A 26,876-nucleotide genomic window follows, 5' to 3' on the forward strand; every position below is an offset into this window, starting at 1 on the left:
CAACTGACAGCGCGGGTCTTGGCTAGCTGTTTCTGATCGTTACCTGGCTGATAATAGGGACGTGGCTGTGTTTACACAGCGATTACGGCTGGTGGGATGCCTTTCGCATCGTAGCCGTCAACGTGACTTCGGTCGTCACGACAACGGGCATCGCAGTAGGTGACTACACACTGTGGGGCAGTTTTTCTGTGTTGTTGTTTTTCTACCTGACCTTCGTTGGTGGATGCTCAGGATCTACCGCTGGTGGCCTAAAAACTTTCCGCTTTCAGGTTGCTGCCGCGTTGCTCCTGAGTGGCTTGAAGCAACTGATCCATCCTCGCGCAGTGATCCAGAAAAAATACAACGGTCACCCGATTGATGAGGAAGTCCTGCGCTCGCTGTTGACGTTCTCATTTTTCTTCACCATCACCATCACCATCACCATCACCATCACCATCACCATTGCCGTGATCGCATTGGGATTGGCGTTGATCGGATTGGATTGGACGACGGCCTTGAGTGGGGCCGCCACTGCAGTATGCAATGTTGGGCCGGAGCTTGGCACGATCATTGGGCCTGCGGGCAATTCTGCTTCGTTGCCAGACACTGCAAAGTGGTTGCAGACCGTTGGCATGCTACTTGGGCGCTTGGAGATTCTGACGGTGCTGGTGATTTTGACGCCTGTGTTCTGGAGATATTGATCACTTTGCCTTGGATCCGCCAGCAGATCGTTTACCAGGTCGTAATGTCCGAGTGCGCAATAGCGGTCCTCTGCTCAAAATAAGAAACGGTCGTATTCCCAGCCACTGGCGCGATCGGCTGAATAGTTCACCAGATTGTAGGTCTTGAAGTCCTGAGCGTAGTTATTTTGCTGTCCGCCAGTGGATGGTCGGTGGCCATGGGGTCAGCCAAAACAGGAAGAGTTTGCTGGCTTCGTTACTCACCTTTGGCTTGCTCGTTGGCAGTGCTTCAAGCCAGGCCTCGGGTTGGTGCGATTCGGTCAAGGTGCTGAAGTTTGCCGGCCTGAACTGGGAGAGCGGGATGCTCCTGACCGACATCATGATGGGAGCAAGCACCTGGCGGTGTTCAAGGATCCGGAGGAACCGCCCAAAAGGCCGTTTCTACAGCCGATTTGTTGAACCAGAACCTGGCGCGGATGACCCAGGAGCGCATCGAATCGCTAAAGCTGGCAAGGATAATCCTCAAGGAGCACCCGGAAGCCTGGCACGCCTGGATCGATGAAGCCGCGGCAAAAAAAATCAAGGCAGCGCTCTAACCGGTCTCGAGGGCACGGATGCCCGCCGCTTATGTAACGTCGCGACACTCTCTCACTACTGATTTTTACCGCTTCTGCACAGAGGCGACTCCTTTGGGCGCTCAGGAAAAAGTCCATGATCAAATCACGAACTGCTGTCGCCTTCGCGTCGAACCAGCCTCTGCAAATTGTCGAAATCGATGCTGGTGCTAATCATCGTCACCGGCATCTGCCATACACGACGAAGGGGACCGGGTCCGCGAGTCTGGGCACCTAACGCCTATGCGGCTTACGCGCGAGACCTGGACGGTAACAAGCTGGCGGCGTACTCCTTCAAGGCTGCGTAAGCTGCATATTGCCGCGCCTGAACGACGCGGCCTCCTGAAATCAGCGGGCGTCCACGGAATCCGGGTTAGCTATCAAGCGACCAAACATCAAAACCCCACATCCAGCACCACACTGTCCAGATAACTCCCCGCTGGCGGTGTCGCCTGATCGGTGTAGATCTTCGCGTTGTAATTGAAGACCTGGCTCCCCGTCCCCAGTCCATTTCCGGGATTGACCTCGGCGTCAGAACTGGCCCGACGTGCAACAGGAAAGGTCCCACTGGGAAAGCTCGCTCGACCTGGTCGGCGAGCAAATAGGACATGGGCCAGGTCTTGCTTCGGGGCAAGTGGTGCAGGTGGGGCGCCAACGATGCGCTGTACATCAGGAAGCGAAGATTGATCACCAATGCGGTGACCACCGTGCTCGCCGTCGAAGAGATAATGCGGGCCTGTACGCCAGCCCTGGCTGCCCAGATCAAGCATCCTGAAGATCTCGCCAACGTGCGCTGTATCCCGGATGTGAGTGACTGGGAGGTATGGGCCCGCTCGGTCATGCCGACTCAGAAGTTCGTCGCCCGCGGCCCCGGTTTTTCCCTGTACTCCATCGCCGTGCAGCAAGCCCTGATGGCCGCGGGTGTGCTCATTGGTCGCCGCAGCCTCATCCAGCGGTATCTGGACAGCGGCGAACTGGTCGCACCGCTAGATCAATCGGTTGCACTTGGCATGGTCATCGCTTCCTGGAAGCTTCCAGGGGGCAAGGGCAACCGCATGGTGGCTGCGGTGGAGGATGCGCTGATGCAGTTGGCATAGATACGAATCGCTCCCCTCAGGTACACAAGTCTTGCGGTCGACACTTACTTCGCGAATTAAGATACAAGGCCCAGTGCAATTCACTGCTTGTAGCCAATCTGCCGCAACAGGTTCTTGCGCCACAGGATGTCGGCGTCGCCTTCAATGTCGTTGGCGCAGAAGCCATCCACTACGCCCAGGATTGCTCGCCCTTGATCCGTCTCGGCGAGAATCACTTCAGTCGGATTGGCTGTCGCACAAAAAATGCGGCATACCTCTGGCACCGTTTTTACGCTGTTCAATACGTTCAGCGGATAAAAACCGTCACCCAGGAAGATGATGAAACTATGGCCTGCGCCGATGGCCTTGGCATTTTTCTGTGCAAGTTCAATCATGGCGGTATCGGTGCCGGACCATCGCACCAGACATTTTCCCGAGGCCTCGCAAAAGGCCACGCCAAAACGGATACCCGGCACGGCATTGACCAATGCTTCGTGGATATCCTCGACCGACTTGATGAAGTGCGTCTGACCCAGGATGAAGTTCGTATCTTCCGGCTTTTCGATTTTCAACGTGATGAGTTGCATCTCAAACGCCTCCTTTCACGAAGTTGCTGGCAGAGCTTTTCAGCGATGGGTTCGTAGCCTGGGGTTTTGCGAGGGCGGTGATTTATGCCACGCATAGCCCTTCGCGCTGAGTTGAAAGGCGTAATCGAACAACCGCTTCATGTACTCTCCATCGAATTTTTGAGTGCGCGCAACGTTAAAGTCAGAGCCGATGTACGCCAGGTTGAAATGCGCTCCATCCTGCTGCGCCATGCGGTAGATTCGCTCCAGGTCGCTGATCCCCTGGGTTTGAATCAATGCACTGATGGCTCGGCCGCCGATGCTCAATGTACGGCGCTTGGTCCCGGACCATTGCGGCTCCAGCGTCCCGTTGCGAATGACATAGAAATGACGTTCGAGACGCAAGGGTACGCCAGCGGCCCTGTTGAGCCCCACGAGCGTGCCAGGTGGGTAAAGAAACACTTGAGTGATGACCCCGCCGTCCACGTGCATTTCATGAAACTGCTTGCCATCGACCTCCACATCGATCATCACGGGTGAGACAGCACCCGGAATGCTCATCGACGCGATCATGATGTTACGAAACAGGTCGAGCGCTCCCGGTGCCTGGCTTGCGGCAATGGCGCCCATGTTCCAGGTGACGGGTCGGCCTGCATCAAGGTCAGTGGTGCCGATCAGCAGGATCCTGCCCTTGGCGTATTGTGCGGCGATCGCCGCCACAATCTGCTCGGTGACGTATTTTGTAATGAGCCGCGACAGTGGCTTGCTGTCCGCTATGCCGTCGCTGGCAAGACGGGTCAGCACGTTTCGCGAATGAAAAATGTCTTTTGGACCGATTTCATTGCAGACGTGCCGGATCACGCTGTCGTATTCCGGCCCCAGGTAAGCGAACGGGGCGACCAGGGCACCCGCACTAATGCCCGTGACGACCTTGAAGATTGGCCGTGTGCCATGGGTGGTCCATCCAGCAATCAGTCCCGCTGCAAATGCGCCTGCATCGCCGCCACCAGAAACGGCCAGCATGCTGGCCGGCGGCAGGATATCGCTCGGCTTACCGGCCTTGGCGAGCACCTCGCTCTCACGTTTGTTGGATTGAATCGCATCCTGGATGAACGGCGTCAGGTCATGGTCCAGCCTGTAGCGAGCATCGGGAATGCCCGGGATGACCGCTTTTTCCGTCAAGGTGGGCGGAACAGCGTCACGGCGGGGCAGGCACGCTTGAAGAAATACGTCCAGGGTCGAGGTGCCGGGTTTGAGCGGGAATGGTTTCAAAACGCCTCCTCCAGTCCCCAAAGTCGACAGCAAACGAGTTCATCGTCCCCTTGGCCATGGCGCCCGATATGACTGGCACGCCCACTGGGCGAGACACGTCATTCGAACGCCAGGTAGCTCATTCTGCGCTCCTTTAAATGATAAGAAAACTCATTGGGCGCGCACCCTTCAGCGTTTGATCAGGGAAATCTTCGTGCCTTCGATACTGATGCCGGCCATCAGACCCTGTTGGTCGAAGATGAACGCGTACGCGTCGTCTTTCAGCGTCGAGCTGGACAGGTTCTTGGCAACCCCTTCATCCACCACGACCACGGTTGGCCCTACGCCGATTTCCCAGCCTTTGGTTTCAGTGATGTATTTCACCGCTTTGTCGGTCATCAGGAAAACCACATAGCCATATGACTGGGCGCCTGCCTGCAGTCCCCAGGAGCCGCTGACGGAGTTGTAGTAATCCACGACCTTCGAGCTCTTCATCAACACGCCTTCGCCGTAGCTGCCGCCGAATACCAGGCCGGCCTTGATGATTTTCGGAAAGACCAGAACGGCCTTGGCTTTGTGCGAGATGGTTTCGGAAAAGGGATTGGTCTTGTAGAGCGTCTGCAACGCTTGCCGGGAGTCGGTATTGAGATCCTCGGCGGTGGCGGCACCTGCAGTGTTCAGGAAACTGGCCGATGCCAATGCTGCAACCGCGAGCACGGTTGTCAGGAATAACCGTATTGATTGAGTCATGTGCGTACTCCGATCAGGGAGCATTGGATGGCAGCAGCAGTCAGCGCCTGTGTCGAAAGGACTGAACTCACTGAAGGTTATCCGGCGCGCCCAGGAATGTGTGAATTGTAAGCGCCGCGGCTGAAGGAAGCAGGCTTGAGGCCACATCAGTTGCGATGCCATCAATTGTTGTGACCACTGAGCGATGGCGGCGTTCAGCGTCAGCATTTTGCTGGGGGGGGCGCTCCTACAGTGCTCGCCGCCGTGAGCCGTGCGATCGCGCCTGCACATGAAACGCGTCTCGGACCTCCAGACGTGCACGATACCCTTCCGTTCTCAGGGTATGCGTGCCTTGGCTATGCCGATTTCGTCACCTCCTGCATCAAAAGGCATCAAGCCTCGTTGCTTCGAGCGGATCACCCTGACAGGTCTTTCCCAGGAGATGACCATGATTCGACTGACCCTGATCGAAGCCCGTGAACTGGCCGAATCGATCCTGTTGCACAACGGTTTTAATCTGGCCCATGCGCAAGCGGTGGCGGCGACGGTAATGGCCGGTGAGCGTGATGGCTGCGCCTCTCACGGGTTGTACCGGATTCTTGGATGTGTCAATTCCCTGCGAGCGGGCAAGGTGTCGGCCGATGCCGAGCCGAGGGTCATCGACCAGGCGCCGTCGATTGTGCGGGTGGATGCCGGTGGCGGGTTTTCGCAGTTGGCGTTTCAGGCGGGGCTCCCCCTGTTGACCGAGAAAACCCGTGCCAACGGGATTGCCGCGTTGGCGATCAACCACTGTGTGCATTTTTCCGCGTTATGGGTGGAGATCGAGCAACTGACGGGGACCGGCCTGGTCGCGCTGGCGTGTAACCCTAGTCATGCCTGGGTGGCGCCGGCCGGGGGGCACTTGCCACTGTTCGGCACTAATCCCATTGCCTTTGGCTGGCCGCGCGGCGGGCAAGAGCCTTTTGTATTCGACTTTGCCACCAGCGCCATCGCTCGCGGCGATATCGAACTGCATCGACGAGCCGGCAAGGCGATCCCCGAAGGGTGGGGAGTGGATGGGCAAGGCCATCCGAGCAACGATGCGAGCGTGGTGCTCGACAGTGGCGCGATGCTGACGTTCGGCGGGCACAAGGGATCGGCACTGGCGGCGATGGTGGAGTTGATCGCCGGGCCGTTGATTGGTGACCTGACAAGCGCTGAATCACTGGCTTACGACGCGGGCAGCAAGTCATCGCCTTATCATGGCGAACTGATCATCGCTCTGGATCCCCGGCGCTTTTTGGGCGATGCAACCCAGGAACACCTGGCCAGGGCAGAAGCGTTGTTTCAGGGAATTGAAGGGCAGGGCGCGCGCTTGCCCTCGCAACGACGCTATGAGTCGCGGGCGCGCAGCCTGGTGGAGGGGGTGCAGGTTCCCGAGGCGTTGTACAGGGATTTGCAGGCACTGCTGGATTGAAAAGGAAACGGGCGCCCATGGCGCCCGTTCGGTTTACAGCGACTGGCGCTGGAGGATGCCATCGACCAGGCGATTGAGGCCCAGTGGGTTGGCGTTCTGAAGCGCTTCGGGCAGCAAGGTGTCGGGGCAGTTCTGGTAGCACACCGGGCGCAGGAATCGCTCGATGGCCAGGGTGCCGACTGAGGTGCCACGGGCATCGGAAGTGGCCGGGTAGGGGCCGCCATGTACCATCGCATCGCAGACTTCGACGCCGGTAGGGTAGCCATTGAAGAGCACACGACCGACTTTCTGCTCCAGCAGCGGCAAGACGCCTGTGCAGATTTGCAGGTCGAGGGTTTCTGCTATCAACGTGGCGGTCAGTTGACCGTGCAAGCTTTGCAACACTTGCTGCAGTTCCCCCGCATTGGCGACTTCAACCAGCACGGTCGTCGGGCCGAATACCTCTTCCTGCAGCAGCGCATCACTCTTGAGCAGCAGGCTGGCGTCGGCCTTGAACAGTTGTGGTCGGGCCTGGTTGCCCAGCTGTTCTTGACCGGCCAGGTGGGTCACCCCTGGATGACTGAGCAGTGCCTGTAGCGCTTTTTTATAGCTGGCAAGGGTTCCGGCGTTGAGCATGGTCTGGGGCGGTTGCTCGCTCATCAGACCACTGAGCAGCGCTGTGAAAGCGTCGAATCGCGGTGACGAGATGCCGATGACCAGGCCGGGATTGGTACAGAACTGACCGCAGCCCTGGACCACCGATGCCACCAGCTCACTGGCGATTTTTTCGCCACGAACCTGCAAGGCTTGAGGCAACACCACGACCGGGTTGATGCTGCTCATTTCAGCGAACACCGGAATCGGTTGTGATCTTGCAGCGGCCATATCGCACAGGGCACGGCCGCCCTTGAGTGAGCCGGTGAAACCAACAGCCTGGATCGCCGGATGCTTGACCAGGATTTCGCCCACGCCGGAGCCGTAGATCATGTTGAACACGCCCTTGGGCATGTCCGTCTGCTCGGCGGCGCGAATGATCGCATCAGCCACCCGTTCGGCAGTTGCCATATGTCCACTGTGGGCCTTGAACACCACCGGGCAACCGGCGGCCAGGGCGGCAGCGGTATCGCCACCGGCGGTGGAGAACGCCAGGGGGAAATTGCTCGCGCCGAAAACGGCGACCGGGCCGACACCGATTCGATACTGACGCAGGTCTACCCGTGGCAGTGGTTGGCGTTCGGGCAAGGCGCGGTCGATGCGCGCTCCGTAGAAATCACCACGACGCAGGACTTGGGCGAACAGGCGCATCTGGCCGCTGGTGCGAGCACGCTCACCCTGTATGCGAGCGGTTGGCAGTGCCGTCTCGCGAGTGACCAGGGCGACAAACTCATCGTCAAGCGCGTCCAGTTGCGTGGCGATGGCCTCGAGAAACTCCGCACGGCGGCTGGCCGGCAGGTTGCGAAAGGCCGGGTAGGCGGCTGCGGCGGCCTGGGCGGCGGCGTACACTTCTTCTGCGGTGGCTTGCATGAACGAGAAGGGCAGGGCTTCGCCAGTACTTGCATCATGGCTTCGCAGCGTGATGCTGCCGACGGCGCTGCGTGTACCGCCGATGTAGTTGTGACCGAGGATCTCAGGCATCTAAAAGGCTCCTGTCAAAAAAGGGGTAATTCAACTCCTCTGTAGGAGCGAGCATGCTCGCGAGGCACTCAAGGGCACCGCGTGAATCCAGAATGCACGCGTCATCGTTGACGTCCATCGCGAGCATGCTCGCTCCTACAGGGTTTACGCCAGTGAGTCGGCGCGACGTGGGGTCGTCGCAGGCGAGGCCAGCGCCGCAATCCGCGCAGCAGACTCGGCATCCACCGTGTGCAACGATTTGCCACGGGTTTCCCGGGTCAGCCCGACGGCCACGATGGAGATCAGCGAAGCGCCGACCAGATAGAGCGCGATCGGTGTCGAGCTGTGGTACTTGTTGAGCAGGGTGATCGCGATCAGTGGCGCCAGCGAGCCCGCGAAGATCGGCGCCACCTGGTAGCACAGCGAGAGTGCGGTGTAGCGCACGTGGGTCGGAAACATCTCGGCCATCAGCGCCGAGTAGGGCGCGTAGGTCATCGATTCGATGGCCAGGCCCAGGGTGATGGCCGCCATGATCAGCCAATTGTTGCCGGTGTCCATCATCGGGAAGCCGACGAATCCCCAAAACGCGGTGAGTACTGCACCCACCAGGTAAACCGGTTTGCGCCCGACCAGATCCGACAGATAACCCATCAACGGAATCAGGAAGAAGTGCAGCAAGTGAGCGCCGAACATCAGCAACAGAATCTCTGACGTGTCCTTGTGCACCACCAGTTTCAGATAAGTGATCGAGAAGGTCACGACGGTGTAGTAGAGGATGTTCTCGGCAAACCGCGCGCCGATACCGACCAGCACCGAACGCCAGTGGTGGCGCAGCACTTCGACCACGCCCAGTTGCTGATGCCTGGTCTGCGCCTGACGAGCCTGGGCCTCCTTGAAAATCGGTGCGTCATCGACACTGGTGCGAATCCAGTAGCCGATCAGTACCACCACGGCCGAGAACCAGAATGCTACGCGCCAGCCCCAGGCGAGGAATTGCTCCTCGGACAGGTTCGACGACAACAGCAGCAGGGCAACCGTCGCCACCAGGTTGCCGGCTGGAACACCGGCTTGTGGCCAACTGGCCCAGAAGCCTCGACGGTTGTCCGGGCAGTGCTCGGACACCAGCAAGATCGCACCGCCCCATTCGCCGCCAAAGGCGAAGCCCTGGATCAACCGCAACAGCACCAGCAACACCGGCGCGGCATAGCCGATCTGGTTGAAGCCGGGCAGGCAGCCCATCAGGAAGGTGGTGATGCCAACCACCACCAGGCTTAATTGCAGCAGGCGTTTGCGGCCGTACTTGTCACCGTAGTGACCGAACACCAGCCCGCCCAGCGGACGGGCGAGAAAGCCCACGGCATACAGGGCGAAGGCAGCGATGATGCCATCGATGGGGCTGTCGGTCTGGCGGAAGAACAACTGGCCGAAGACCAGTGCCGAAGCGGTGCCATAAAGGAAGAATTCATACCATTCGGCAACGGTGCCGGCCATGGCGGCGGCCACGACACGTTTGAGTCCCGAGGGTGTGGTTGCGCTAGACGGGTGTTGAGCGTTGGACATGCTGGCGTTTCCTGTAGATGCGCAAAAACAGGCAGCCGGGACGGGTCCGCGAAGACCCACCCGGCAATCACTCAGAGACCGACGTCCGGCAAGTGCGGACGGTTGGCCAGGGCCTTGGCCATGATCTGCTCGACAAAGACGCGATCGGCTTCCGGCAGGGCCAGGCGTGGCGGACGGGTCAGGGCGCTGCCGCGACCGGCGATGGCTTCGCACAGCTTGATGCACTGCACCAGGTCGGCACGGGCGTCGAGGTGCAGGATCGGCATCAGCCATTCGTAGATCGGCATGGCTTCGGCATAGCGTCCGGCCTTGGCCAGGCGGAAGATGGTTTCGCCCTCTTTGGGGAATACGTTGGACATGCCCGACACCCAGCCTTCAGCGCCCACGGCGAGGCTTTCCAGCACCACGTCGTCGAGGCCGGCGAACAACACGAAACGGTCTCCCACTTCATTGCGAATGTCGATGAAGCGGCGAGTGTCGCCCGAGGAATCCTTGAAGCACACCACGTTGTCGCAGTCGGCGAGGGCTATGAGGATGTCCGGGGTCACGTCGTTTTTGTAGATTGGCGGGTTGTTGTAGACCATCAGCGGCACGTCGGCGTTTTTCGCCACGTAACGGTAATGCTCGGCGGTTTCGAACGGCTTGGAACCGTAGACCAGCGCCGGCATTAGCATCACGCCATCGACGCCGACCCTGCGTACCGCGTTAGCGACCTTGGCCGCTTCCACGCTGGTGAACTCGGCTACGCCGCAAATCACCGGTACACGGCCGCCCGAGGCCGCGACCGCGACTTCGGTCACGGCAATTTTTTCGGCGGCACTCAGCGAGGTGTTTTCGCCTACCGAGCCGCAAACCACCAGTCCTGATACGCCGTCGCGGATCACGTTGGAAATGACTTCATGGGTTTTTTCCAGGTTGATGGAGAAGTCATCGTTGAATTGAGTGGTCACCGCTGGGAACACGCCACTCCAGTTAACACGCTTGCTCATTGTTGCCTCCAGATTGTTTATTGTATTTCGTATACGATATTGAAAGTGAAAGAAATCAGCCAGTGGTTTGTTTACGTTTTCGGGTGTTTTTTCGGGCCGTTGGTCGGGGATCAGCGATTGAGCATTCAGGCACCCGGCCAGGTGTCTGACAGTCGATAGCCTTGTGGCCACGGATCGCTTGGGTCGAGCAGTAATTGATGGGTACCGGTAATCCAGGCCCGCCCGGAAATGCACGGGTAGATGGCGGGGCGCCCGGCCACTTCGGTCAGCGAGTCAATACGGCAGTGGAACGCTGAGCCGATGATCGAGCGACCGATAAATCTGTCCCCAACGCCCATCAAGCCTTTGGCCTGCAACACGGCCATCCGCGCGGAGCAGCCAGTGCCGGTAGGCGAGCGGTCGATCTTGCCCGGTTGAATCACCACCGCATTGGCACCCGTGGCAATGCCCTGCTCACGAACGATGGGCGCGGCGATCTGGCAAAAGGAAATGTGCGACCAATCGGGGTTCAGCGGATGGACAAAGCCCAATTGCTCATTGGCGGCCCGGGTGATTTTCAACCCAACCGCCACCAGGTCGGCCGCTTCATCGGGGCTGATTGAAAACCCCAGGTCCTGGGCATCGGCGATCACAAAGCTGTCGCCGCCGTAGGCGGTATCGACCTTGAGCGTGCCGACACCTTGCACTTCGATCCACGCATCGAGCCGATCGGCGAAGGACGGCACGTTTTTGATTTCCACCCGTTCGACCTTGCCATCACGGCAATCGGCGACGGCTTCGATCAGGCCGCCGGGTGCTTCGAGCACCAGCCGGGTTTGCGGTTCGGTCATTGGCACGATACCGGTGTCGAGCAACACGGTGGCCACGCACAATGAGTTGGAGCCTGACATCGGCGGCGTGTCCGCTGGCTCCATGATGATCCAGGCCATCTGCGCCCGCGGGTCCTTGGCCGGCACCAACAGATTGACGTGTCGGAACACTCCGCCCCGGGGTTCGTTGAGTACGAAGTTGCGCAGGGTTTCGTCTTTGGCAATCCAGCGCGATTGTTCCCACACCGTGGCGCCGGGCGGTGGTGCGACTCCGCCGACAATGACGTCGCCGACTTCACCTTCGGCGTGGCAACTGACTACATGAATCACTTTCGATGAACGCATTCTCTGCTCCTTGTGTTGACTGTTCGGGCCTCTTCGCGGGCAAGCCCGCTCCCACAGGTTTATGGATTGGCTCGTGATTGTGTGTACACCACCAAATCCTGTGGGAGCGAGCCTGCTCGCGAAGGGGCCACCGGTTATTTCACCGATTTGAGAAACGCCGCCGTCTCGGCATGCACCGGATTGCCGATCACCTGATCCGGCGAGCCGATCTCATGCACCAGACCGTTGCGAAAGAACGCCACGCGGTCGGACACGTCCCGCGCGAAGCGGATCTCGTGAGTCACCAGCACCATGGTCATGCCGTCCTCGGCGAGCATGCGCATCGTATCCAGCACTTCGCCGACCAACTGTGGGTCCAGAGCCGAGGTGGCTTCGTCGAACAGCATGTAGTCCGGTGACATGGCCAGGGCGCGGGCGATGGCCATGCGTTGTTGCTGACCGCCAGACAGCTTGCCGGGGAAGGTCTTGAGTTTGTCGCCCAGGCCCACGTGGGTCAGCTGCCGTACCGCCAGTTCCTCGGCGCAGGCCTTGCTTTTACCCAGCACTTTGCGCGGCGCCAGCATGACGTTTTCCAGCACAGTCAAATGCGGAAAAGCGTTCCATTGCTGGAACACGATGCCGATCTTCTGCCGCAGGCGGTTCAGGTCGGTGGCGTTGTGATGGACCTCGACGCCGTCGACCCGGATGTTGCCTTTCTGGATTGGCTCCAGGCCGTTGATGCACATCAACAAGGTCGATTTGCCAGAACCGGAGCCACCGATGATTGACACCACCTCGCCCTTGCTCACCGTGAGGTTCACTCCCTTGACCACTTCGAGATTGCCGAAGGATTTGTGTACGTTCTCGATCTCAATCATTTTCTTGCCACCTTCTTTCCAGACGAGCGCCCAGGCGTGCGACCACCAGGCTCATGACGTAGTAGATAAGGCCCGCGATGCACAGCACCACCAACGGTTCCTGGATGCGGGTCACGATGGTTTGCGAGGCGCGCAGCAGTTCGACGATGCCGATCCACATCACCAGCGCGGTGTCCTTCATCACGCCCAGCACCAGGTTCAGCCAGCCGGGAAAGGCCACGCGAGTGGCCATCGGCAGGACGATCCAGCGCAGGTCCTGCAGGAAGCTCAGGCCCAACGAACGACTGGCGCGGCGCACCGTGAACGGCACCGACAGCACGCCGCCGCGCACGATTTCGGTAAAGTACGCCGCGGTGTAGACCCCCAGCACAATGCAACCGACGCTGAAGGCGCTGATGTTCAGGCCGACGATGCTTTTGAGCGAGTTGAACAGGACGAACTGGATCAGCAACGGCACGCTGCGAAACACGTCCAGCACCCAGGCCAGCGGCAGGCTGAGCCGTGGGAACAGGGCGCGCAGCAACCCGAACAACAGCCCTGCAATGGAACCGAGAATGATCGCCCAGAACGTCAATTGCAGCGTGACCCAGGCGCCGTCGAGCAGGAACAACAGGTCATTGGAGGAAAACTCGGTGGAAAACATGGACAGCTCCTCAGTAACGGAACAACCGCCAGGCCATCAGCCGGGCTGCCGCGACGATCGCCTTGGCAATCAGGTAATACAGCACTGCTGCGATGGCGAAGTATTCGAAGGTGCGGAAGGTCTTGACGTTGTATTCCTGAGTCACTCCGGTCAGGTCATTGTTAAGGCCGACGATGACCCCCAGCGATGTCATCAGCACCGCCCACACCATTTGATTGGTGAGCGGATAGAAGACGATTCGTAGCAGTTGCGGGACGATGATCATGCGGTAGGTCTGGAAGGCACTCATGCCGAGTGAGCGCGCGGCACGTACCTGGGTGTGGGGCACCGCCTTGAGCCCGCCACGGAAGTTTTCCGCGAGATAACCGGCGTTGTTGAAAGTGATCCCGGCCAGTAGCGCGAGCCAGGAGCTGACATGCAGGCCCAGTGAGCCGAGGCCGAAGTACAGGATGTAAATCTGGAACAGCGACGGAGTGTTGCGGGCAATCGATACCCAGCCGTTGCCGATGCCACGCAGCAGCGGGTGCCTGGCTTCGCGCATGACCGTCAGGACCAGAGCAATCAGTACACCGAAAATCATCGACAGCGCAGCGGTCTCGAACGTAACCCACGCGCCGGTGAGCATGTCCGGCAAGGCGCGCAGCGCGGTGCGCCATTGGAAGGTGTAGTCAAACATGCGAGCGGTTCTCCATCGGCAAGGCAGGTTGCAACCAGCTCGGCAGACGCCCGCTGGCGGTGGCGGTGCAGGCGGCATCGACACATTCGGCCAGGCTGGCGAAGTGCACGTTGCGCCCCACCAGGCCGGGTGCGTAATGGGCGTACTTGCCCGAGTTGGTCATTAAGGTGGTGGCGGCCCGCGGGATCACCGGTTCGCCGAGCATGCACCAGCAGGTATCGGTCACCAGCGTGGCGCCGAAGGTTTCAATGACATCGATGTACCCGGCGTCACGGGCCTGCTCCAACACCGCACGACCGCAAGTGATGGCGAGCACCACCTCGGGGTGCTTGACCCGGTCGCGACACAGCTGTGCCAAGCGGGCAAACTCGCTGAGCGAGAAGTGCGGGTTACCCAGCGAGACCACATCCACGCGGTTGTCCCTGGCGCTGTTGAGCTCACGCCAACTGACCAGCAGGTCCTCCAGGCGAATGGTTGCCACGGGCAGCGGAGTATCCGGCTCCAGTACCTGCGCCGGGTCGAGTGCTTCGGGGGTGACCCCGGCGATGTGGAACAGCGGCGCGGCGGACGTGGTGGCGAACGCCGCGCCGAAGGCTTTCAAGTCGTCCAGGTCTGGCTGGCGTTGTTCCAGGCCGAATATCAGCGGGATCCGGCTGCCCGCGAGTGCGCCGATGTGGTAACCGAGCAAGGGGTAGAACGCATCGTCGAGTTCAGCCAATTTCGGCAATTCAACGCGCAAGCGGGCTTTGCGTGGCGCGTCCAGATGGCAGCCGATCAGGGGCGCGCGGCCGGTCAGGGCGATGCAGATATCCAGGTAGTCGGGGTACTTCAGGGTGCGTGCGCCGAGCACGCTGTTGGCGTAGACCACCGCGTTGGATTCGGCCCAGACGATCTGGTCGCCGGCCTTCGGTGCGCTGTCGAGCAAATAGGGCGCACAGGTGAAACTGAGCTGTGCACCCATGGCCATGTAGGCGTCGCCCACGGCGCTGGCCGGCTCGCCGAGCAGTGGGTCGATGCCCAGCTCGCGCCAACGACGCTGGTCAACGGATATTGAATTGAGGGTAGTGGGGACCCGAACCTTGGCGCCCCACTGCACCAGTTGTTGAGCAAAGCGCAGGCTCGCAGGTCCGGTGTAAATGCAACCGTCGATGTGCGCCTGGGTAACATCTATAAGACGCTGGGCACCTTGCAGTTCGGCCAGGCGCAGGACGATTTGCATGGCCATCTGCGCCGCTTTGCCATGCGCGCCGTTGAGCAACGCGTGGTCGAACTCGCTGAGTTCGATTGCTGTGCTGGTATCGCGAGCCTGCGTCGGCGTTTCGGATGGCTGCCAGTTGTCGACGGGGATGTGATCGAACACGGCCAGACTGGCACCGTCGATTCGGGCAAAGGCCTTGCCGCGCAAGGCGGCGAAGGCCTCGCTGCCGATGCAGAGCACCGGCAGCGAACGCTCGAAAATCATTTGTGCCACCAGCACGCCCAAGGTCAGGATCTCATCGGCTTCGGCCAGTACCAGCGCGGCTGGCGCATGACCGTTGCTGATCAGTTCCATCAGCACACTGCTGCCGGTACACGAACCGCGGCCACTGGGGATGGCGAGCACTCGACCGGTCAGGTATTCGCCGCTGAGGGGATGGTGACGGTCGATGATTTCACCCCGCAAGGGGTCGACTCCGCCCCAGAAGCTCAACCCGACATCGGCAAACAGCAGGGCACCCTGGGCAGCGCCCGGGACCAGGCTGCGAACGGTCAGAGAAGTGGGCCTAGGCATGCCGGGCACCTCAGTAGTAGACCTTTGGCACGGTCAGGTCGCTCGGCGAAATTTCGGTGCCGACCCATTTGGTGAACAACTCCTTGTAGCGACCGTTGCGTACCTGCTGGTTGACGAACAGGTTGAGGTAATTGAGCAGGCCGTACTCGTTGCGCTTGGTACCCAGGGATACATAGTCGATGGTGTAGGGCGCGTTGCCGGCGATCTTCAGGTTCTTGTATTTACCCGACTTGATCGTTGCGGCGGCGACGGTATTGGTGACCACCGTGGCGTCGATATGACCCTGGGCCACCGCCAGCAGCGTGTCGTTTTGTGACTGGTAGGCACGGAAGGTACCGGTACCCCATTTCTTCACATCGTTCTCCAGGGCAATGGCTTCATAGGTGCCACTGGTGTTGCCCAGTGCCTTGCCCTTGATGTCGTCGAAACTGTTGATGCCGGTGTTATCGCGGGTCAGGACGACCATCTGGAAGGCGAAGTACGGCACGGTCAGGCCGACGGTCTTGGCCCGCTCAAGGGTGTCGGAGGTCGAGGCGACAATCACGTCGGCCCGCCCGGATATCAGTGCTGGAATGCGGTCCGGGAAGGGTGTTTCGACCACTTCGGCCTCGACCCCGAGGACCTTTGCCAGGTCGGTGCAATAGTCCACGTCAAAACCCGCCGGGGCGTTACTGGCATCTCGAAAACCCATGGGCGGGAAGTCCAGCGTCACGGCACAGCGCAGCTTGCCGGAACCGATGATGTCGTCGAGTTTGTCAGCCTGTGCGGTGGCGATGAAGGTGGTACTGAGAACAGCGCTGAGGGCTACGGCAAATGCGGGGTTTTTCATAGAGGCCTCGTTGTCGGAAGTGCTGTTAGATATCGTATTGGGGATTTCGTATACGATATTAACAATAGCAACGGTTGTGCCGATTTGCCTTTTTACCGGCAAATATTTTCCAGCCCTTGAGTCAGGGCGGTTTACAAGTCGGGAGCAGGGCAGCGGCGTCGTGTCGCCGGGCAGGCAGGTGTTACAGAAGGGAGCACCCTGTGTGCGGGGCGCCCCTTAAAGGAACATTTAACGACCGCGATCGCGGAACTGGCTGGGCGAAAGGCTGGTGAGGGCACGGAACTGGCGGCTGAAAGCACTGTGGTCGGTGTAGCCGCAGCGCAGGGCGATTTCGGTGATGGGCAGGTCGCTCTCCAGCAACAACCGCGTACCTTCTTCGAGCCGGGACTTGTGGATCATCTGCCGTGGGGTGAGCTGGAACACCCGTTTGCAATGGCGTTCGAGTTGCGCAACCGAAAAGCCCGCGATTGCCGTCAGTTCGGCAAGGCTGATAGGTCGAGCAAAATGACGACGGATGTGCGCGTCCACCGCTGCCAGTTTCTGGAACGCCGGGTGGTTGGACTGGGGCAACTGCAGGTCACGGGAAATGCCGGCCAGGCCGACGATCTGCCCATGTTCATCGCGCAGCGCGAGTTTATGGGTCAGGCACCAGACTGGCTGGTTACCGAAATACAGGTGCAGTTCGAGTTGGTCGGCCAATTCGCGTCCGGTGGCCAACACCCGTCGATCCTGTTCGGTGTAAATCGGGCCAAAGCGCTCCGGGAAGACACGGTCTGCTGTCAGCCCCAGCAGTTGGTCACTGTGCTTGAAGCTACAGCGTCGGACCAGGGTCTGGTTGACGAAAGCGTAGCGGGCCTCGCAGTCCTTGATGAAAAACACCACGTCCGTCAGGGTATCGAGCAGCGTCGCGATGGCCTGCAAACTGTTCAGCAGCGTCGGCAGGTCGCAGGGTTTGAAATGATTGAGTGAGGGGAACATATCAAGAGGGGCCTGGTGGCGACTACCGGGACTATAAAGACTCGGCAGCGCCCCCGAAACCCCGAAGCGAGCGTTTACACCGGTGGCGTGTCATCCAGGCACATCAGGGTTTCGATGCGCGCCGGGTTGAACGGCGGCCGGGGCGCCGTGGGTTGCCAGTCGAACAGATACTGCAAGGCACCGCCACACACCCGGCCCTGGCAGGCGCCCATGCCGCAGCGACTGGCCAGTTTGGCCTCGCGCCAGCCAACGTGCCCGGACAGTGCCGAGTAGGGTACGTCTTCGCAACGACAGACCAGCGTGTCGGGTTGCGCCAGCGACTTGAGCTGCGGGTCGAGGCCGAAGGCGCTGTTCAACGCCTTGGCGAAACCCTGCCAACGCGCGCGACGTGGCCACAAATTCCGTGCCGCCGCGGTGTTACCCACCGCCACATGCCCGGCGATTGCCCCTTCAACCAGTGCCAGCTCACTGCCGCCGAAACCGGTGCATTCGCCAGCGGCGTAGTGGTCGGTGTGGCTCGTGGTTTGCCAGGCATCCACGGCAAGCGCCGAGCCATCGAGCGCGCAGCCCAAGGCCTGACCGAGTTGGGTGTTGGGAATCAGGCCGAAACCACAGGCCAGGCGATCACACGCCAATTCGACGATTTTGCCCCGATGCCGCAATCGCACAGCTTCCAGCCGATCGTTGCCCAAGGCCGCCACGACATGGCTGCCGGTGCGGTAATGACGGTCGAACAGACTGAAAGATTGCACCAGCTTGCCCGGCCAGCGCGGCAGTTGCAGGGCGAATCCTGCGACCGCGACCGCAGAGGCCTGCTCGGCGATGCGCAGCACCTGGGCACCGTTGTGTTTCGCAGTGGCCGCGCTGGCCAGTAGCAACGGACCGCTGCCGGCGATCACCACACGCTCGTCCTGCACGGGCAGGCCACCCTTGATCAGCGCCTGAAGTCCGCCCGCGCCGGTCACTCCTGGCAGCGTCCAGCCGGGGAAGGGCAGCAGCAATTCACGGGCACCGGTACATAGAATCAGTTTGTCATAGCCGATCAACCAGCCTCGGTCGGCGTCTTCCACCAGCAATTGCTTGGCACCAGCGAGGGCAATTACACGGGTGCCGGCATGGTGGCGGATATTGCTGTTGGCCTGCAGGCGCTCGCGCATCTGCCGGGCCTGATCCGGCAGGCTGGCCTGTGGCCCGTCGCGCCAGATCTGGCCGCCCGGCAGCGGGTTGTCGTCGAGCACCACAATGCGCGCGCCACTGGACGCTGCGGCGAGGGCGGCACTCATGCCGGCGGGGCCAGCGCCGATGATCAGCAGGTCGGCGTATTCGTTCATGCTCGGGTCTGCACTTGCATGCCTTGCTGGCATAGCGTTTGGCAGGCCAGTCGGCGGCGACCGTCGATGGTCACCCGGCATTCCTGGCAGATGCCCATGCCGCACAGCGGTGCGCGGCGCTGACCGCTGACGGCAGTGCGACTGCAACCGTCGCCGGCCAGTGCCAGTGCAGCAGCCACCGTCGTGCCCGCGGCCACCTTCAGCGCGCGGCCATCCATGATCAAATCAAGCATAGGCGGCCTCTTCGAGAAAACGTTGCGGCAGATAGGGTTGTACCGCCAGAGGCGGCGTCTCATTGAACAATTGCGCGACCAGTAAATCGGCAGTCCCGGGCGCCGTGGTGACCCCCATTCCTTCGTGCCCGACCGCCAGCCACAGGCCTTTGCGTTTGGGGTGCTGGCCAATCAGCGGCAGGCCGTCCGGGCTGGCGGCGCGAAAACCGGTCCAGGCGCGGATACCGTTGAGTTGAGCCAGGCCCGGCATGTATTCGGTGGCGCGCTTGAGCATTTTCGCGAGCATCCAACCTTCGACCTGCGGGTCGGTGGTGCCGAATTGTCGCGAAGCACCAATGAACAATTGCCCGGTGGGGCGGGGCTGAATGTTGCAGGCGGTCGACGGTCCCGTCGCATTGTGGGCGCTGGTGACGTAACCCAGTTCCACCAGCGTGTGGGTGACCTTGCGGGGGTAGCGGTCGGTGATCAGCAGGTGGCCCTTCTTCGGTTCGATCGGCAACTCGGGGCACAAGTCATTGGCCTGGATGCCGTTGGCCAAAATGACCGCTTCAGCGTTCAACCACTGGCCATCATCGAGTCGCACGCGGTTGCCATCGAGCTCGCTGACCCGTGCCCGCCGTTGTTCGATGCCCGGAGTGTCGAGCATCCAGTTGGCGGTCGCCGGGGCATAGAGAATGCCGTCGCCGTTGATCAACAAACCACCCTCCAGGCCATCGCGCAATTCCGGCTCACGGGCATGCAAGGCGTTGCCGGTGATCAGCTCGCAGGTAACGCCCCGGGCTTGAAGGTTCATGTGTTTGCTTTGGGCCACCGCCATTTCCTCGGCATTGGCCGCCAGCCACAATGTGCCATTGCTGCGATAAGCGCAGCTCTCGGGCAGTTGCGGGGCCTGTTCGCGCCAGCGTTGCACTGAGTATTGGCTCAGGGCCAGTTCGGCAGGGTTGTCATCGAGCACCAGCAAATGGCCCATGCCAGCGGCTGTCGCGCCGTGCAGGCCAGCGTCCAGTACCAGCACGCGCAAGCCGCGCCGGGCCAGCGCCTGGGCACAAGCGGCGCCGATGATACCTGCACCGATCACGATCACATCGGCCACCAGGCCTTGGTTCATGGGCGAATGCCCCAGGCGAACGGGTCGGCCTGTTCAATGATCAGGCTGGCTTCGGCACTGATAAAAGCGCGGCCGCGAATGGTCGGTACGATGCGCTCGCCATGACGTTCGTAGGAGCCCTCGAACTCGCTGCCGATCACGCTTGCCTGACGCCAGATCTGTCCCGGTTGCAATTTGCCGTCGGCCGCCAGGCACGCCAACTTGGCACTGGTACCGGTGCCGCAGGGCGAACGGTCGTAGGCCTTGCCGGGACAGAGCACAAAGTTGCGGCTGTCGGCCTGGGCGTCATCGGCGAACAGTTCGACGTGGTCGATCAACCCGCCGTCTTCACCGCGTATCCCCTGAATGTCCAGTGCTTGCTGCACGGCGTAGGTGTAAGCGGTCAACGCCTCCAGGTTGTCACTGTCGACCCGCAGGCCATGTTCGGCGATCAGGAAAAACCAGTTGCCCCCCCAGGCGATATCGCCGACCACCTGGCCGATCCCCGGCACCTGCAAGGCTACGGCTTTGCGATAACGATAGGCCGGCACGTTGCGCACGCTGACGGAGTAGTCGTCGTGCAAGGTGGCCTGTACCGTACCGACCGGTGTTTCGATGCTGTGCACGCCCGGACCGATCTTGCCCAAGTGTGCCAGCGACGCCACCAAGCCAATGGTGCCGTGGCCGCACATGCCAAGGTAGCCGGTATTGTTGAAGAAAATCACTCCGGCGCAGGCAGCGAGGTCGACCGGTTCGCACAACAATGCGCCGACCAGCACGTCGCTGCCCCGTGGTTCGAGCACGCAGGCGGCGCGCCATTGATCATGGTGTTCAGCCAGTCGCCGAAGCCGTTCGGCCATGCTGCCGGTACCCAGGTCGGGAAAACCGCCGGTCACCAGGCGGGTGGGTTCGCCGCCAGTGTGGGAGTCGATCACGGTGATGCGTTTCATGACAGGGCCACGTCCGTTCAGATGAGTGAACGCAAGAGTGGCCCGTGCGAGGGTTTGGCGGCTTGATGGTTTTATCCTGCGCCGATGACGAAATCAGCACAATCAAGCAGACGGTCAAGGGTGGTGGGGCAGGTGCTCGAACAACGTTTTGCAGACCCCGGCGATGTGTTCGTCGAGCAGCTTCACTGCCCGGTCGACGTCACCGGCGCGACAGGCTTCGACGATCTCCCGGTGCTCGTGGTCGGCCCGTTCCTTCCCGGAGGAGAGGCTCATCTGCATCCGCAGATAACGTTCCAGTTTGTCGTTGACCGAACGGATCAGGCTCACCAGAAACGGACGTTGCGCCGGTTCGTAGAGACAGGCGTGGAGTTCCCAGTTGAGCTCAGCCCAGCGTCCCACGTCATCTTCGCCGATGAACTCCTGGCAGATGCGTTCGGCGCGGGCGAATGTGTCTTCGGTCATGTTGGGAATGGCCAGGCGCAGCACCTTGTCTTCGAGCAACATGCGCACTTCGAACATCTGTGCCAGTTCGGCATCGGACACCCGAGTGACCATTGCCCCGCGATTGCGCTGGAACATCACCAGGCCTTCGGCTTCCAGTCGCTTGAGGGCCTCGCGGACCGGGATCTTGCTGACGTTGAACTGCCGGGCGATGTCGTCCTGGCGAATAGGCTCGTCTTCGGCGAAATGCCCCGCGACGATGGCGTCACGCAGATGGCGAGTGATGATTTCCGATGTCGAAGGCGCATTGCCCAAGTCGGGAGCGTTGAATTTGGGTGAGTTCACGGCGGCGGTCGTTCGGATTGAGTTAGAGATATGGTATACGAATTTTGCGCCGAAACTCACTGGCCTGTGCCTTGACGCTGTTCGCATGACTTACCTGTACACACATTTCACGGGGCCGAACGCCGGGGCGCGGATATCAGTGCTGATCTACAACGATGTACGTTTGCTACCGCAGACCGGTGAGGGTGGGGAATTAACGTTTTGGCAGGTACATCGGGAGCGCGTGCAAAGTCCTATAGGCGTCAGCGGTGCGGCGATCCGATTGCCCGCGAAGAACGCGTTCGAGCAGGCACACCGCAGCAGTTAGCGCCTACAGCCACACGGCATCCCACAACGGATAGTCCCCAATTTTCTCGACCAATCCCGCTCGCAGCGGATTGGCCACGATATAGCGCGCCACCGCCGGCAGGTCTTCATCCCTGCGGATCGCTCGGTCATGAAAGCCATGTTGCCAGAGTGAACCATCGCGCTCGAGCGAACGATTCAATGCAAGTGTAATGCGTGATTTTGTCCTCGCCATTATGCAAGTAAGCGTGTTGTTTTTGAGCTCGAACAGCCAATGGAGATGGTCCGGCATGACAACCCAGGCCAGCGAAAGCACCAGCTCTTCTTCCTGCGCCTTCTTCAATGCATCGACCACGAGCCGGCCTTGCATGAAGTCCCTGAATACGGGGTCCCGGTTCTGAACGACGGTTGTGACCAGATAGATCTGCCCCGGCGCTGAAAAGCGCCCGGTGCGCAATCGATGCGCCTGGTGAATGGTTGGCATGGTGCATCTTCCTTGATCATGGCGTTGTCAGTTCAGGCTAGAACGTTGGGGAAATAGTGTTGGTGAACAGTTATTCCTGATGTGTCTGTGGGAGTGAACGGGCAGCGACTGGTTCGCCTGTAGGAGCGAGGCTTGCCCGCGAAGAACGATGACGCGGTGCAACAGGTACACCGCGGCGCCCGGTTCGCCGGCAAGCCTGGCTCCTACAGCGCGAAGAACGATGACGCGGTGCAACAGGTACACCGCGGCGCCCGGTTCGCCGGCAAGCCTGGCTCCTACAGCGCGAAGAACGATGACGCGGTGCAACAGGTACACCGCGGCGTCTGGTTCGCCGGCAAATCGGATCGCCGCAAAGCGGGCCTATACATGGGGAAGGTGGGGGCGCCGTGACGTAGCGACCCCGCCAGGTGAATCAAAGCTTCGGCAACTGCCCGATGCGGCTCATCATCTCGGTCACGATTTGCAGGTCAAGCAGGAACTGCTCGGTGGTCTTGAACTCGTTGTCGTTGTGACCGGTGTATTTGACGTCCGGCATGGCCAGGCCGAATTGCACGCCGTTGGGCAGTTCGTGCACCGAGGTGGCGCCGGCGGAGGTGCCGAACTTGTGCTCCATGCCGAGGTTTTCGCTGGCCACGGCGAGCAGGGCCTTGACCCATTCACCCTCGGGATTGCGGTACATCGGCTCGGCGATGGAGAAGTCGAAGGCCGGTATAATGTTGCTGTTCTTGCTCCAGGCATCCAGTTTCGTGGCGATTTCGGATTTCAGTACTTGCGGGGATTTGCCCTTCGGTACTCGCAGGTTGACTGCAAGCTTGAAGGTTTTGTCATCCATCCCGACATAAGTCAGGGAGGTGGTGAGCGGGCCCATGAACTCATCGGCGAAACCCACTGCCAATTTACCCCCCAGGTAATCCAGCCCCCAGTTGTCGGCGGCGTAGCGGGCGGCGTCGGTGATGTGGTTGTGCTTGAGCGCGACCTTGCCGTCGAGGCTGTTGATGAAGTCCAGCATCCTCGCCACCGGGTTGATGCCGGACTCGGGTTCGGAGGAGTGGGCGGACACACCAGTGACGGTCAGCATGACGTCATTGCCGACCACCTTGGCGGCGACGTCGAAGTTGCCACCATTGCGCATGGCGTACTCTGTACCGGCCTTCTGCAGGCTGGCCGCCAGTTCTGCGGGATTGTCCGCCACCAGGGTGGCGACCGAGGTCGACGGAATCTGGTTGGTCGCCAGGCCGCCTGTCATCGCAGTGATTTCAGCGCCCTTGCCTTGAGCCTTGCGCTTGGCGAAGCTGGCCATGACCGTGCCGTAGCCTTTCTCGGCAATCACCACCGGGTAGCCGCCATCCAGCGCCAGGTTGTAGTTGGGCGTCGGGTTGCGTTCGAAATAATAGGGGATGGCGTCGCCCGTGGTTTCTTCGGTGGTGTCTACCAGCAGCTTGAAGTTCCTGGCCAGCGGCAGCTTCTCTTCCTTGATGACCTTCATGGCGTAGAGCGTGACCACGATGCCGTTCTTGTCATCTTCCGTACCCCGGCCATACATGCGATCGCCCACCAGGGTGACCTTGAATGGATCGAGACGGGTGCCATCCTGCAGCACCCAATTCTCTGGCGTCACCGGCACCACGTCGGCATGGGCGTGAATGCCGACGACTTCATCACCAGCGCCTTCCAGGGAAATTTCATAAACGCGGTTGTCGATGTTGCGAAAGCTCAGGTTGAACCCCTGGGCCAGGCCCTTGATCTTCTCGGCGATCTTGATGAACTCGGGATTGTCGTGTTGGGCAACGCCGTCCACGCGCACGGTCGGGATGGCTACCAGTTCACGCAGGGTTTGCGTAGCCGCGCTGCCGTATTTCACCCGTGTGTAGAGGCCAAGCAGGCGATAGATCTGGTTTTGCTGCTCAGGGGACAGTGTCTTGTTATCGAGGAAGGCACTGATGGCCGTGCCAAGATCGTCAGTCTTGGCGATATCGCGCTTGGCCAGGCTTTTCAGGAACTGGCGGAAATCCTTTACCGAGGTATCGCTGAACGTCTTGAGGATGATCGCATTCTGTTGCGGGGTGATGTTGGCCTGTGCAGCGTTGGTGAACGAGGACAGGCTGGCGACCACCAGGGTAGCTGCGGCCAGGTGCTTGAGTGAAAAGTCCATTGCTGGGGGCATTCCTTTGCAGGTGTCTTGTAGGAAATATCTGATCGTTAGATCAGAAACATCCGCAAGCTAACACTGCGAGGGAGAGGTGGGGAGCCCCTGAAGTGGGATCTGTCGCACAGAAATGCAAAAGCGGCGCAGATATGAAAACCGCGCATGACGAACCACCATCGCCCGCGAGACGGTTCCTACAGGGCCGTTTTTGTCCCACGTTTGCTGGTGCCTGCAGGCTTGCGCTTGGCCGGCTTGCGTTTGTTTTTCCAAGGCGTTGCACCGCGCCCGGCAGGGCTGGCGGGGCCGCTGATGGTGAGGCTCAGGCCGGCGCAGCGACTGACTTGCTTGCTCATCCAGGCAGCCTGTTTGGTGACGAACTCGTCCAGGCTCATTTCCCCGCTCTGCACCATGTCCAGGGCCTGTTCCCAGATGGCGGTGGTGCCCGGGTCGGCAATGGCCCGCGGTACCGCATCGATCAGGCTGAAAGCGGCCGGGGTCGCGGCAAGCGCCTTGCCGTTCTTGATCAGGTAACCACGGTCGAGCAGCCCCTGGATGATCGAGGCTCGAGTCGCTTCGGTGCCGATGCCGGTGGTGTCCTTGAGTTTTTGCTTGAGCAATGGATCTTCCACCAGTTTGGCGACGTTCTTCATGGCCTTGATCAGGTCGCCTTCGGTGAAGGGTTTGGGCGGTTGTGTCCAGAGGTCCTTGAGTTGCACGTCAGCCACCGCGCAATCAATGCCTTCCCTGAGGTTGGGCAGGGTTTGCGGCGCGGGTGCTTCGCGGCCCTTGGCGGGTGCAAGGGCTTCGGGCAAGGCGCGTTTCCAGCCAGGTTCGACGATTTGCTTGCCGACTGCACGCAAGGCCTCGCCAGCGCAATCGAAGTCGGCCTGGGTGCGGTCGAACTCGTGGTTGGGCAGGAACTGCGCCAGGTAACGGGCGCGGATCAAGGTGTAGACCGCGCGTTGCTTGCCTGCCAGGCGTTCGAGGTTTTTTGCCGCGGCGGTGGGAATGATGCCGTGGTGCGCGCTGACCTTGGCATCGTTCCAGGCCCGTGAACGACGCTGGGGTTCCAAATAATCGTGCAAGGCATTCAGTGCCGGGTCGGCCTGGCGTAGCGCCGCCAGGATGCCCGGTGCTTCGCTGTGCTGGCTGAGTGGCAAGTAGCCGCAGTCGCTACGCGGGTAGGTGATGACCTTGTGGGTTTCGTAGAGCGCCTGGGCGATGTCGAGGGTTTCCTGGGCACCGAGCCCGAGCTTTTTCGAGCAGACTTCCTGCAAGGTGCCGAGGTCGAATGGCAGCGGCGCCACTTCGCGCATCCGTTCGGTGCGCAGCTTGATGACCCTGGCGCTTGCGGCGGCAAGCATGGCCGCTGCCGCTCGTTGCGCCAGCGCCTGATTCAGGCAGCGATCCTGGTCGTCGCACACCTCGGAGGCGGCCCGCCATTGTGCCGTGAAGGCGGTGCCGTCGTGCAGCAACTGCACCTCGACAGCCCAGTAGGGCACGGGCACGAAGGCAGCGATGCTGCGGTCGCGATCCACGACCAGGCGCAAGGTAGGCGTCTGCACCCGGCCGACCGGCAGGACACCCTGGTACCCGGACTGGCGTCCCAACAAGGTGAATAGCCGACTCATATTCATGCCGATCAGCCAGTCGGCCCGGGAGCGCCCCAGCGCCGAATGGTAAAGACTGAAGGTCTGCGCACCGGGCTTGAGGGCGGCGAGGGCCTTGCGGATCGAGGCATCGTCCAGCGCCGACAGCCACAATCGCTGGATCGGGCCGCGATAGCGGCAATGCTCCACCAGTTCCCTGGCGATCATTTCGCCCTCGCGGTCGGCGTCGGTGGCAATGACCAGTTCGCGTGCTTCGCCGAGCAGGCGCTTGACCACCTTGTATTGGCTGGCCGTGCGCGGCTTTACGGTCATCTTCCATTGGTCGGGAATGATCGGCAGGTCTGCCAGTACCCAGCGCTTGTAGCGCGCGTCATAGGCATCCGGGGGCGCGGTTTCCAAAAGGTGGCCGATGCACCAGGTCACTGTGACGTCCGTTCCCAGCCAGCAGCCGTCGCCACGTCGCCGCGCGCCGAGGACGGCCGCAATGTCTTTGGCCTGGGAAGGTTTTTCACAGAGGTAAAGCCGCATAACCACCATCGTCGATCAATGTGAGCAAGTGCACA

24 protein-coding genes and 5 pseudogenes are annotated in these 26,876 nt (G+C 60.8%); 7 read left to right on the top strand and 22 right to left on the bottom strand.

Going from position 1 to position 26,876, the window contains the following annotated elements; genetic code table 11:
- Window positions 1–29: 29 nt before the first annotated feature.
- The 4 pseudogenes from PSUM_RS02705 to PSUM_RS32005 form a co-directional block, all read left to right on the top strand.
- A pseudogene (locus tag PSUM_RS02705) lies at window positions 30–680 on the top strand (potassium transporter TrkG); the annotation flags it as partial.
- Between the two features lie 365 nt (window positions 681–1,045).
- Window positions 1,046–1,255: pseudogene (locus tag PSUM_RS32000) on the top strand (histidine ABC transporter substrate-binding protein); the annotation flags it as partial.
- A 115-nt stretch (window positions 1,256–1,370) separates the two neighbouring features.
- Window positions 1,371–1,473, top strand: a pseudogene (locus PSUM_RS32540) (hypothetical protein); the annotation flags it as partial.
- A 12-nt stretch (window positions 1,474–1,485) separates the two neighbouring features.
- Window positions 1,486–1,581: pseudogene (locus PSUM_RS32005) on the top strand (VOC family protein); the annotation flags it as partial.
- Between the two features lie 278 nt (window positions 1,582–1,859).
- Here the strand turns inward: PSUM_RS32005 and PSUM_RS02720 are convergent.
- Window positions 1,860–1,979, bottom strand: a pseudogene (locus tag PSUM_RS02720) (AzlC family ABC transporter permease); the annotation flags it as partial.
- On the opposite strand from PSUM_RS02720, the gene PSUM_RS02725 reads away from it, so the two are divergent.
- The gene (locus PSUM_RS02725) at window positions 1,957–2,370 is read left to right on the top strand and encodes a type 2 periplasmic-binding domain-containing protein (protein ID WP_020797770.1); all 414 of its coding nucleotides are present in this window, start codon (window positions 1,957–1,959) and stop codon (window positions 2,368–2,370) included. The pseudogene PSUM_RS02720 and the gene PSUM_RS02725 sit on opposite strands and share 23 nt — an antisense overlap.
- Before the next feature lie 80 nt (window positions 2,371–2,450).
- On the opposite strand, the gene PSUM_RS02730 is transcribed toward PSUM_RS02725, so the two are convergent.
- From PSUM_RS02730 to PSUM_RS02740, 3 genes are all read right to left on the bottom strand, one after another.
- Window positions 2,451–2,936 carry an adenosine-specific kinase gene (locus tag PSUM_RS02730; protein WP_020797771.1) on the bottom strand — a complete coding sequence of 162 codons (486 nt, stop codon included), beginning with the start codon at window positions 2,934–2,936 and terminating at the stop codon, window positions 2,451–2,453.
- Window positions 2,937–2,975: 39 nt separating this feature from the next.
- Window positions 2,976–4,187 (bottom strand): patatin-like phospholipase family protein, encoded by a 1,212-nt coding sequence (locus tag PSUM_RS02735; protein WP_020797772.1) that lies wholly within the window; start codon window positions 4,185–4,187, stop codon window positions 2,976–2,978.
- Window positions 4,188–4,355: 168 nt separating this feature from the next.
- A complete protein-coding gene (locus tag PSUM_RS02740; RefSeq protein WP_033043418.1) occupies window positions 4,356–4,916 on the bottom strand; it encodes a lipid-binding SYLF domain-containing protein in 561 nt (186 codons plus the stop codon).
- Between the two features lie 427 nt (window positions 4,917–5,343).
- On the opposite strand from PSUM_RS02740, the gene PSUM_RS02745 reads away from it, so the two are divergent.
- Window positions 5,344–6,351 (top strand): Ldh family oxidoreductase, encoded by a 1,008-nt coding sequence (locus PSUM_RS02745; RefSeq protein ID WP_042955412.1) that lies wholly within the window; start codon window positions 5,344–5,346, stop codon window positions 6,349–6,351.
- Window positions 6,352–6,384: 33 nt separating this feature from the next.
- Here PSUM_RS02745 and PSUM_RS02750 read toward each other — a convergent pair whose 3' ends face one another.
- From PSUM_RS02750 to PSUM_RS02825, 16 genes are all read right to left on the bottom strand, one after another.
- Entirely contained in the window at window positions 6,385–7,965 is a 1,581-nt protein-coding gene (locus tag PSUM_RS02750; RefSeq protein WP_083348928.1) for an aldehyde dehydrogenase (NADP(+)), read from the bottom strand.
- 144 nt (window positions 7,966–8,109) lie between these two features.
- On the bottom strand, window positions 8,110–9,504 hold the full coding sequence (gene abaF / locus PSUM_RS02755; protein WP_033043156.1) for a fosfomycin efflux MFS transporter AbaF: 1,395 nt from the start codon (window positions 9,502–9,504) through the stop codon (window positions 8,110–8,112).
- 71 nt (window positions 9,505–9,575) lie between these two features.
- A complete protein-coding gene (locus PSUM_RS02760) occupies window positions 9,576–10,493 on the bottom strand; it encodes a dihydrodipicolinate synthase family protein (RefSeq protein ID WP_020797778.1) in 918 nt (305 codons plus the stop codon).
- A 125-nt stretch (window positions 10,494–10,618) separates the two neighbouring features.
- The gene (locus PSUM_RS02765; protein WP_083348929.1) at window positions 10,619–11,647 is read right to left on the bottom strand and encodes a trans-3-hydroxy-L-proline dehydratase; all 1,029 of its coding nucleotides are present in this window, start codon (window positions 11,645–11,647) and stop codon (window positions 10,619–10,621) included.
- Window positions 11,648–11,781: 134 nt separating this feature from the next.
- On the bottom strand, window positions 11,782–12,504 hold the full coding sequence (locus PSUM_RS02770; protein WP_020797781.1) for an amino acid ABC transporter ATP-binding protein: 723 nt from the start codon (window positions 12,502–12,504) through the stop codon (window positions 11,782–11,784).
- Window positions 12,497–13,147 carry an amino acid ABC transporter permease gene (locus tag PSUM_RS02775; protein ID WP_020797782.1) on the bottom strand — a complete coding sequence of 217 codons (651 nt, stop codon included), beginning with the start codon at window positions 13,145–13,147 and terminating at the stop codon, window positions 12,497–12,499. Before PSUM_RS02775 ends, PSUM_RS02770 begins: the two co-directional genes overlap by 8 nt.
- 10 nt (window positions 13,148–13,157) lie before the next feature.
- Window positions 13,158–13,823, bottom strand: coding sequence for an amino acid ABC transporter permease (locus tag PSUM_RS02780; protein ID WP_020797783.1), 666 nt, complete (start codon window positions 13,821–13,823; stop codon window positions 13,158–13,160).
- Window positions 13,816–15,594: a cis-3-hydroxy-L-proline dehydratase gene (gene lhpI, locus PSUM_RS02785; protein WP_033043155.1), complete on the bottom strand. Its 1,779-nt coding sequence runs from the start codon at window positions 15,592–15,594 to the stop codon at window positions 13,816–13,818. Before lhpI ends, PSUM_RS02780 begins: the two co-directional genes overlap by 8 nt.
- Window positions 15,595–15,604: 10 nt before the next feature.
- The gene (locus tag PSUM_RS02790) at window positions 15,605–16,423 is read right to left on the bottom strand and encodes an ABC transporter substrate-binding protein (protein WP_020797785.1); all 819 of its coding nucleotides are present in this window, start codon (window positions 16,421–16,423) and stop codon (window positions 15,605–15,607) included.
- 228 nt (window positions 16,424–16,651) lie between these two features.
- Complete coding sequence (locus PSUM_RS02795; RefSeq protein ID WP_083348930.1) at window positions 16,652–17,401, bottom strand: AraC family transcriptional regulator; 750 nt, start codon at window positions 17,399–17,401, stop codon at window positions 16,652–16,654.
- A gap of 74 nt (window positions 17,402–17,475) precedes the next feature.
- A complete protein-coding gene (locus PSUM_RS02800; RefSeq protein ID WP_033043153.1) occupies window positions 17,476–18,732 on the bottom strand; it encodes an NAD(P)/FAD-dependent oxidoreductase in 1,257 nt (418 codons plus the stop codon).
- Window positions 18,729–18,965, bottom strand: a complete 237-nt coding sequence (locus PSUM_RS02805) for a 2Fe-2S iron-sulfur cluster-binding protein (RefSeq protein ID WP_083348931.1) — start codon at window positions 18,963–18,965, stop codon at window positions 18,729–18,731. Before PSUM_RS02805 ends, PSUM_RS02800 begins: the two co-directional genes overlap by 4 nt.
- A complete protein-coding gene (locus PSUM_RS02810; protein ID WP_083348932.1) occupies window positions 18,958–20,073 on the bottom strand; it encodes an NAD(P)/FAD-dependent oxidoreductase in 1,116 nt (371 codons plus the stop codon). Before PSUM_RS02810 ends, PSUM_RS02805 begins: the two co-directional genes overlap by 8 nt.
- The gene (locus PSUM_RS02815) at window positions 20,070–21,002 is read right to left on the bottom strand and encodes a 4-hydroxyproline epimerase (protein WP_083348933.1); all 933 of its coding nucleotides are present in this window, start codon (window positions 21,000–21,002) and stop codon (window positions 20,070–20,072) included. Before PSUM_RS02815 ends, PSUM_RS02810 begins: the two co-directional genes overlap by 4 nt.
- Window positions 21,003–21,116: 114 nt before the next feature.
- Complete coding sequence (locus PSUM_RS02820) at window positions 21,117–21,788, bottom strand: GntR family transcriptional regulator (RefSeq protein ID WP_020797791.1); 672 nt, start codon at window positions 21,786–21,788, stop codon at window positions 21,117–21,119.
- 310 nt (window positions 21,789–22,098) lie between these two features.
- Window positions 22,099–22,557 carry an REP-associated tyrosine transposase gene (locus PSUM_RS02825; protein WP_083348934.1) on the bottom strand — a complete coding sequence of 153 codons (459 nt, stop codon included), beginning with the start codon at window positions 22,555–22,557 and terminating at the stop codon, window positions 22,099–22,101.
- A gap of 156 nt (window positions 22,558–22,713) precedes the next feature.
- Between PSUM_RS02825 and PSUM_RS31695 the strand changes: the two genes are divergently transcribed.
- Complete coding sequence (locus PSUM_RS31695; protein WP_156703876.1) at window positions 22,714–22,947, top strand: hypothetical protein; 234 nt, start codon at window positions 22,714–22,716, stop codon at window positions 22,945–22,947.
- 22 nt (window positions 22,948–22,969) lie between these two features.
- On the opposite strand, the gene PSUM_RS02835 is transcribed toward PSUM_RS31695, so the two are convergent.
- Window positions 22,970–24,709 (bottom strand): dipeptidase, encoded by a 1,740-nt coding sequence (locus PSUM_RS02835; protein ID WP_083348936.1) that lies wholly within the window; start codon window positions 24,707–24,709, stop codon window positions 22,970–22,972.
- 188 nt (window positions 24,710–24,897) lie between these two features.
- A complete protein-coding gene (locus tag PSUM_RS02840; protein WP_083350152.1) occupies window positions 24,898–26,841 on the bottom strand; it encodes a DNA topoisomerase III in 1,944 nt (647 codons plus the stop codon).
- Window positions 26,842–26,876 lie beyond the last annotated feature (35 nt).

The organism is Pseudomonas umsongensis, assembly GCF_002236105.1.
GTDB classification, from domain to species: Bacteria; Pseudomonadota; Gammaproteobacteria; order Pseudomonadales; family Pseudomonadaceae; genus Aquipseudomonas; species Aquipseudomonas umsongensis.

Bases quoted from the DNA above. Each gene is read 5' to 3' on its own strand.
- PSUM_RS02730 (WP_020797771.1), bottom strand. From the start codon at position 2,936: ATGCAACTCATCACGTTGAAAATCGAAAAGCCGGAAGATACGAACTTC.
- PSUM_RS02740 (WP_033043418.1), bottom strand. From the start codon at position 4,916: ATGACTCAATCAATACGGTTATTCCTGACAACCGTGCTCGCGGTTGCA.
- PSUM_RS02745 (WP_042955412.1), top strand. From the start codon at position 5,344: ATGATTCGACTGACCCTGATCGAAGCCCGTGAACTGGCCGAATCGATC.
- PSUM_RS02750 (WP_083348928.1), bottom strand. From the start codon at position 7,965: ATGCCTGAGATCCTCGGTCACAACTACATCGGCGGTACACGCAGCGCC.
- abaF (WP_033043156.1), bottom strand. From the start codon at position 9,504: ATGTCCAACGCTCAACACCCGTCTAGCGCAACCACACCCTCGGGACTC.
- PSUM_RS02760 (WP_020797778.1), bottom strand. From the start codon at position 10,493: ATGAGCAAGCGTGTTAACTGGAGTGGCGTGTTCCCAGCGGTGACCACT.
- PSUM_RS02765 (WP_083348929.1), bottom strand. From the start codon at position 11,647: ATGCGTTCATCGAAAGTGATTCATGTAGTCAGTTGCCACGCCGAAGGT.
- PSUM_RS02770 (WP_020797781.1), bottom strand. From the start codon at position 12,504: ATGATTGAGATCGAGAACGTACACAAATCCTTCGGCAATCTCGAAGTG.
- PSUM_RS02775 (WP_020797782.1), bottom strand. From the start codon at position 13,147: ATGTTTTCCACCGAGTTTTCCTCCAATGACCTGTTGTTCCTGCTCGAC.
- PSUM_RS02780 (WP_020797783.1), bottom strand. From the start codon at position 13,823: ATGTTTGACTACACCTTCCAATGGCGCACCGCGCTGCGCGCCTTGCCG.
- lhpI (WP_033043155.1), bottom strand. From the start codon at position 15,594: ATGCCTAGGCCCACTTCTCTGACCGTTCGCAGCCTGGTCCCGGGCGCT.
- PSUM_RS02790 (WP_020797785.1), bottom strand. From the start codon at position 16,423: ATGAAAAACCCCGCATTTGCCGTAGCCCTCAGCGCTGTTCTCAGTACC.
- PSUM_RS02795 (WP_083348930.1), bottom strand. From the start codon at position 17,401: ATGTTCCCCTCACTCAATCATTTCAAACCCTGCGACCTGCCGACGCTG.
- PSUM_RS02800 (WP_033043153.1), bottom strand. From the start codon at position 18,732: ATGAACGAATACGCCGACCTGCTGATCATCGGCGCTGGCCCCGCCGGC.
- PSUM_RS02805 (WP_083348931.1), bottom strand. From the start codon at position 18,965: ATGCTTGATTTGATCATGGATGGCCGCGCGCTGAAGGTGGCCGCGGGC.
- PSUM_RS02810 (WP_083348932.1), bottom strand. From the start codon at position 20,073: ATGAACCAAGGCCTGGTGGCCGATGTGATCGTGATCGGTGCAGGTATC.
- PSUM_RS02815 (WP_083348933.1), bottom strand. From the start codon at position 21,002: ATGAAACGCATCACCGTGATCGACTCCCACACTGGCGGCGAACCCACC.
- PSUM_RS02825 (WP_083348934.1), bottom strand. From the start codon at position 22,557: ATGCCAACCATTCACCAGGCGCATCGATTGCGCACCGGGCGCTTTTCA.
- PSUM_RS02835 (WP_083348936.1), bottom strand. From the start codon at position 24,709: ATGGACTTTTCACTCAAGCACCTGGCCGCAGCTACCCTGGTGGTCGCC.
- PSUM_RS02840 (WP_083350152.1), bottom strand. From the start codon at position 26,841: ATGCGGCTTTACCTCTGTGAAAAACCTTCCCAGGCCAAAGACATTGCG.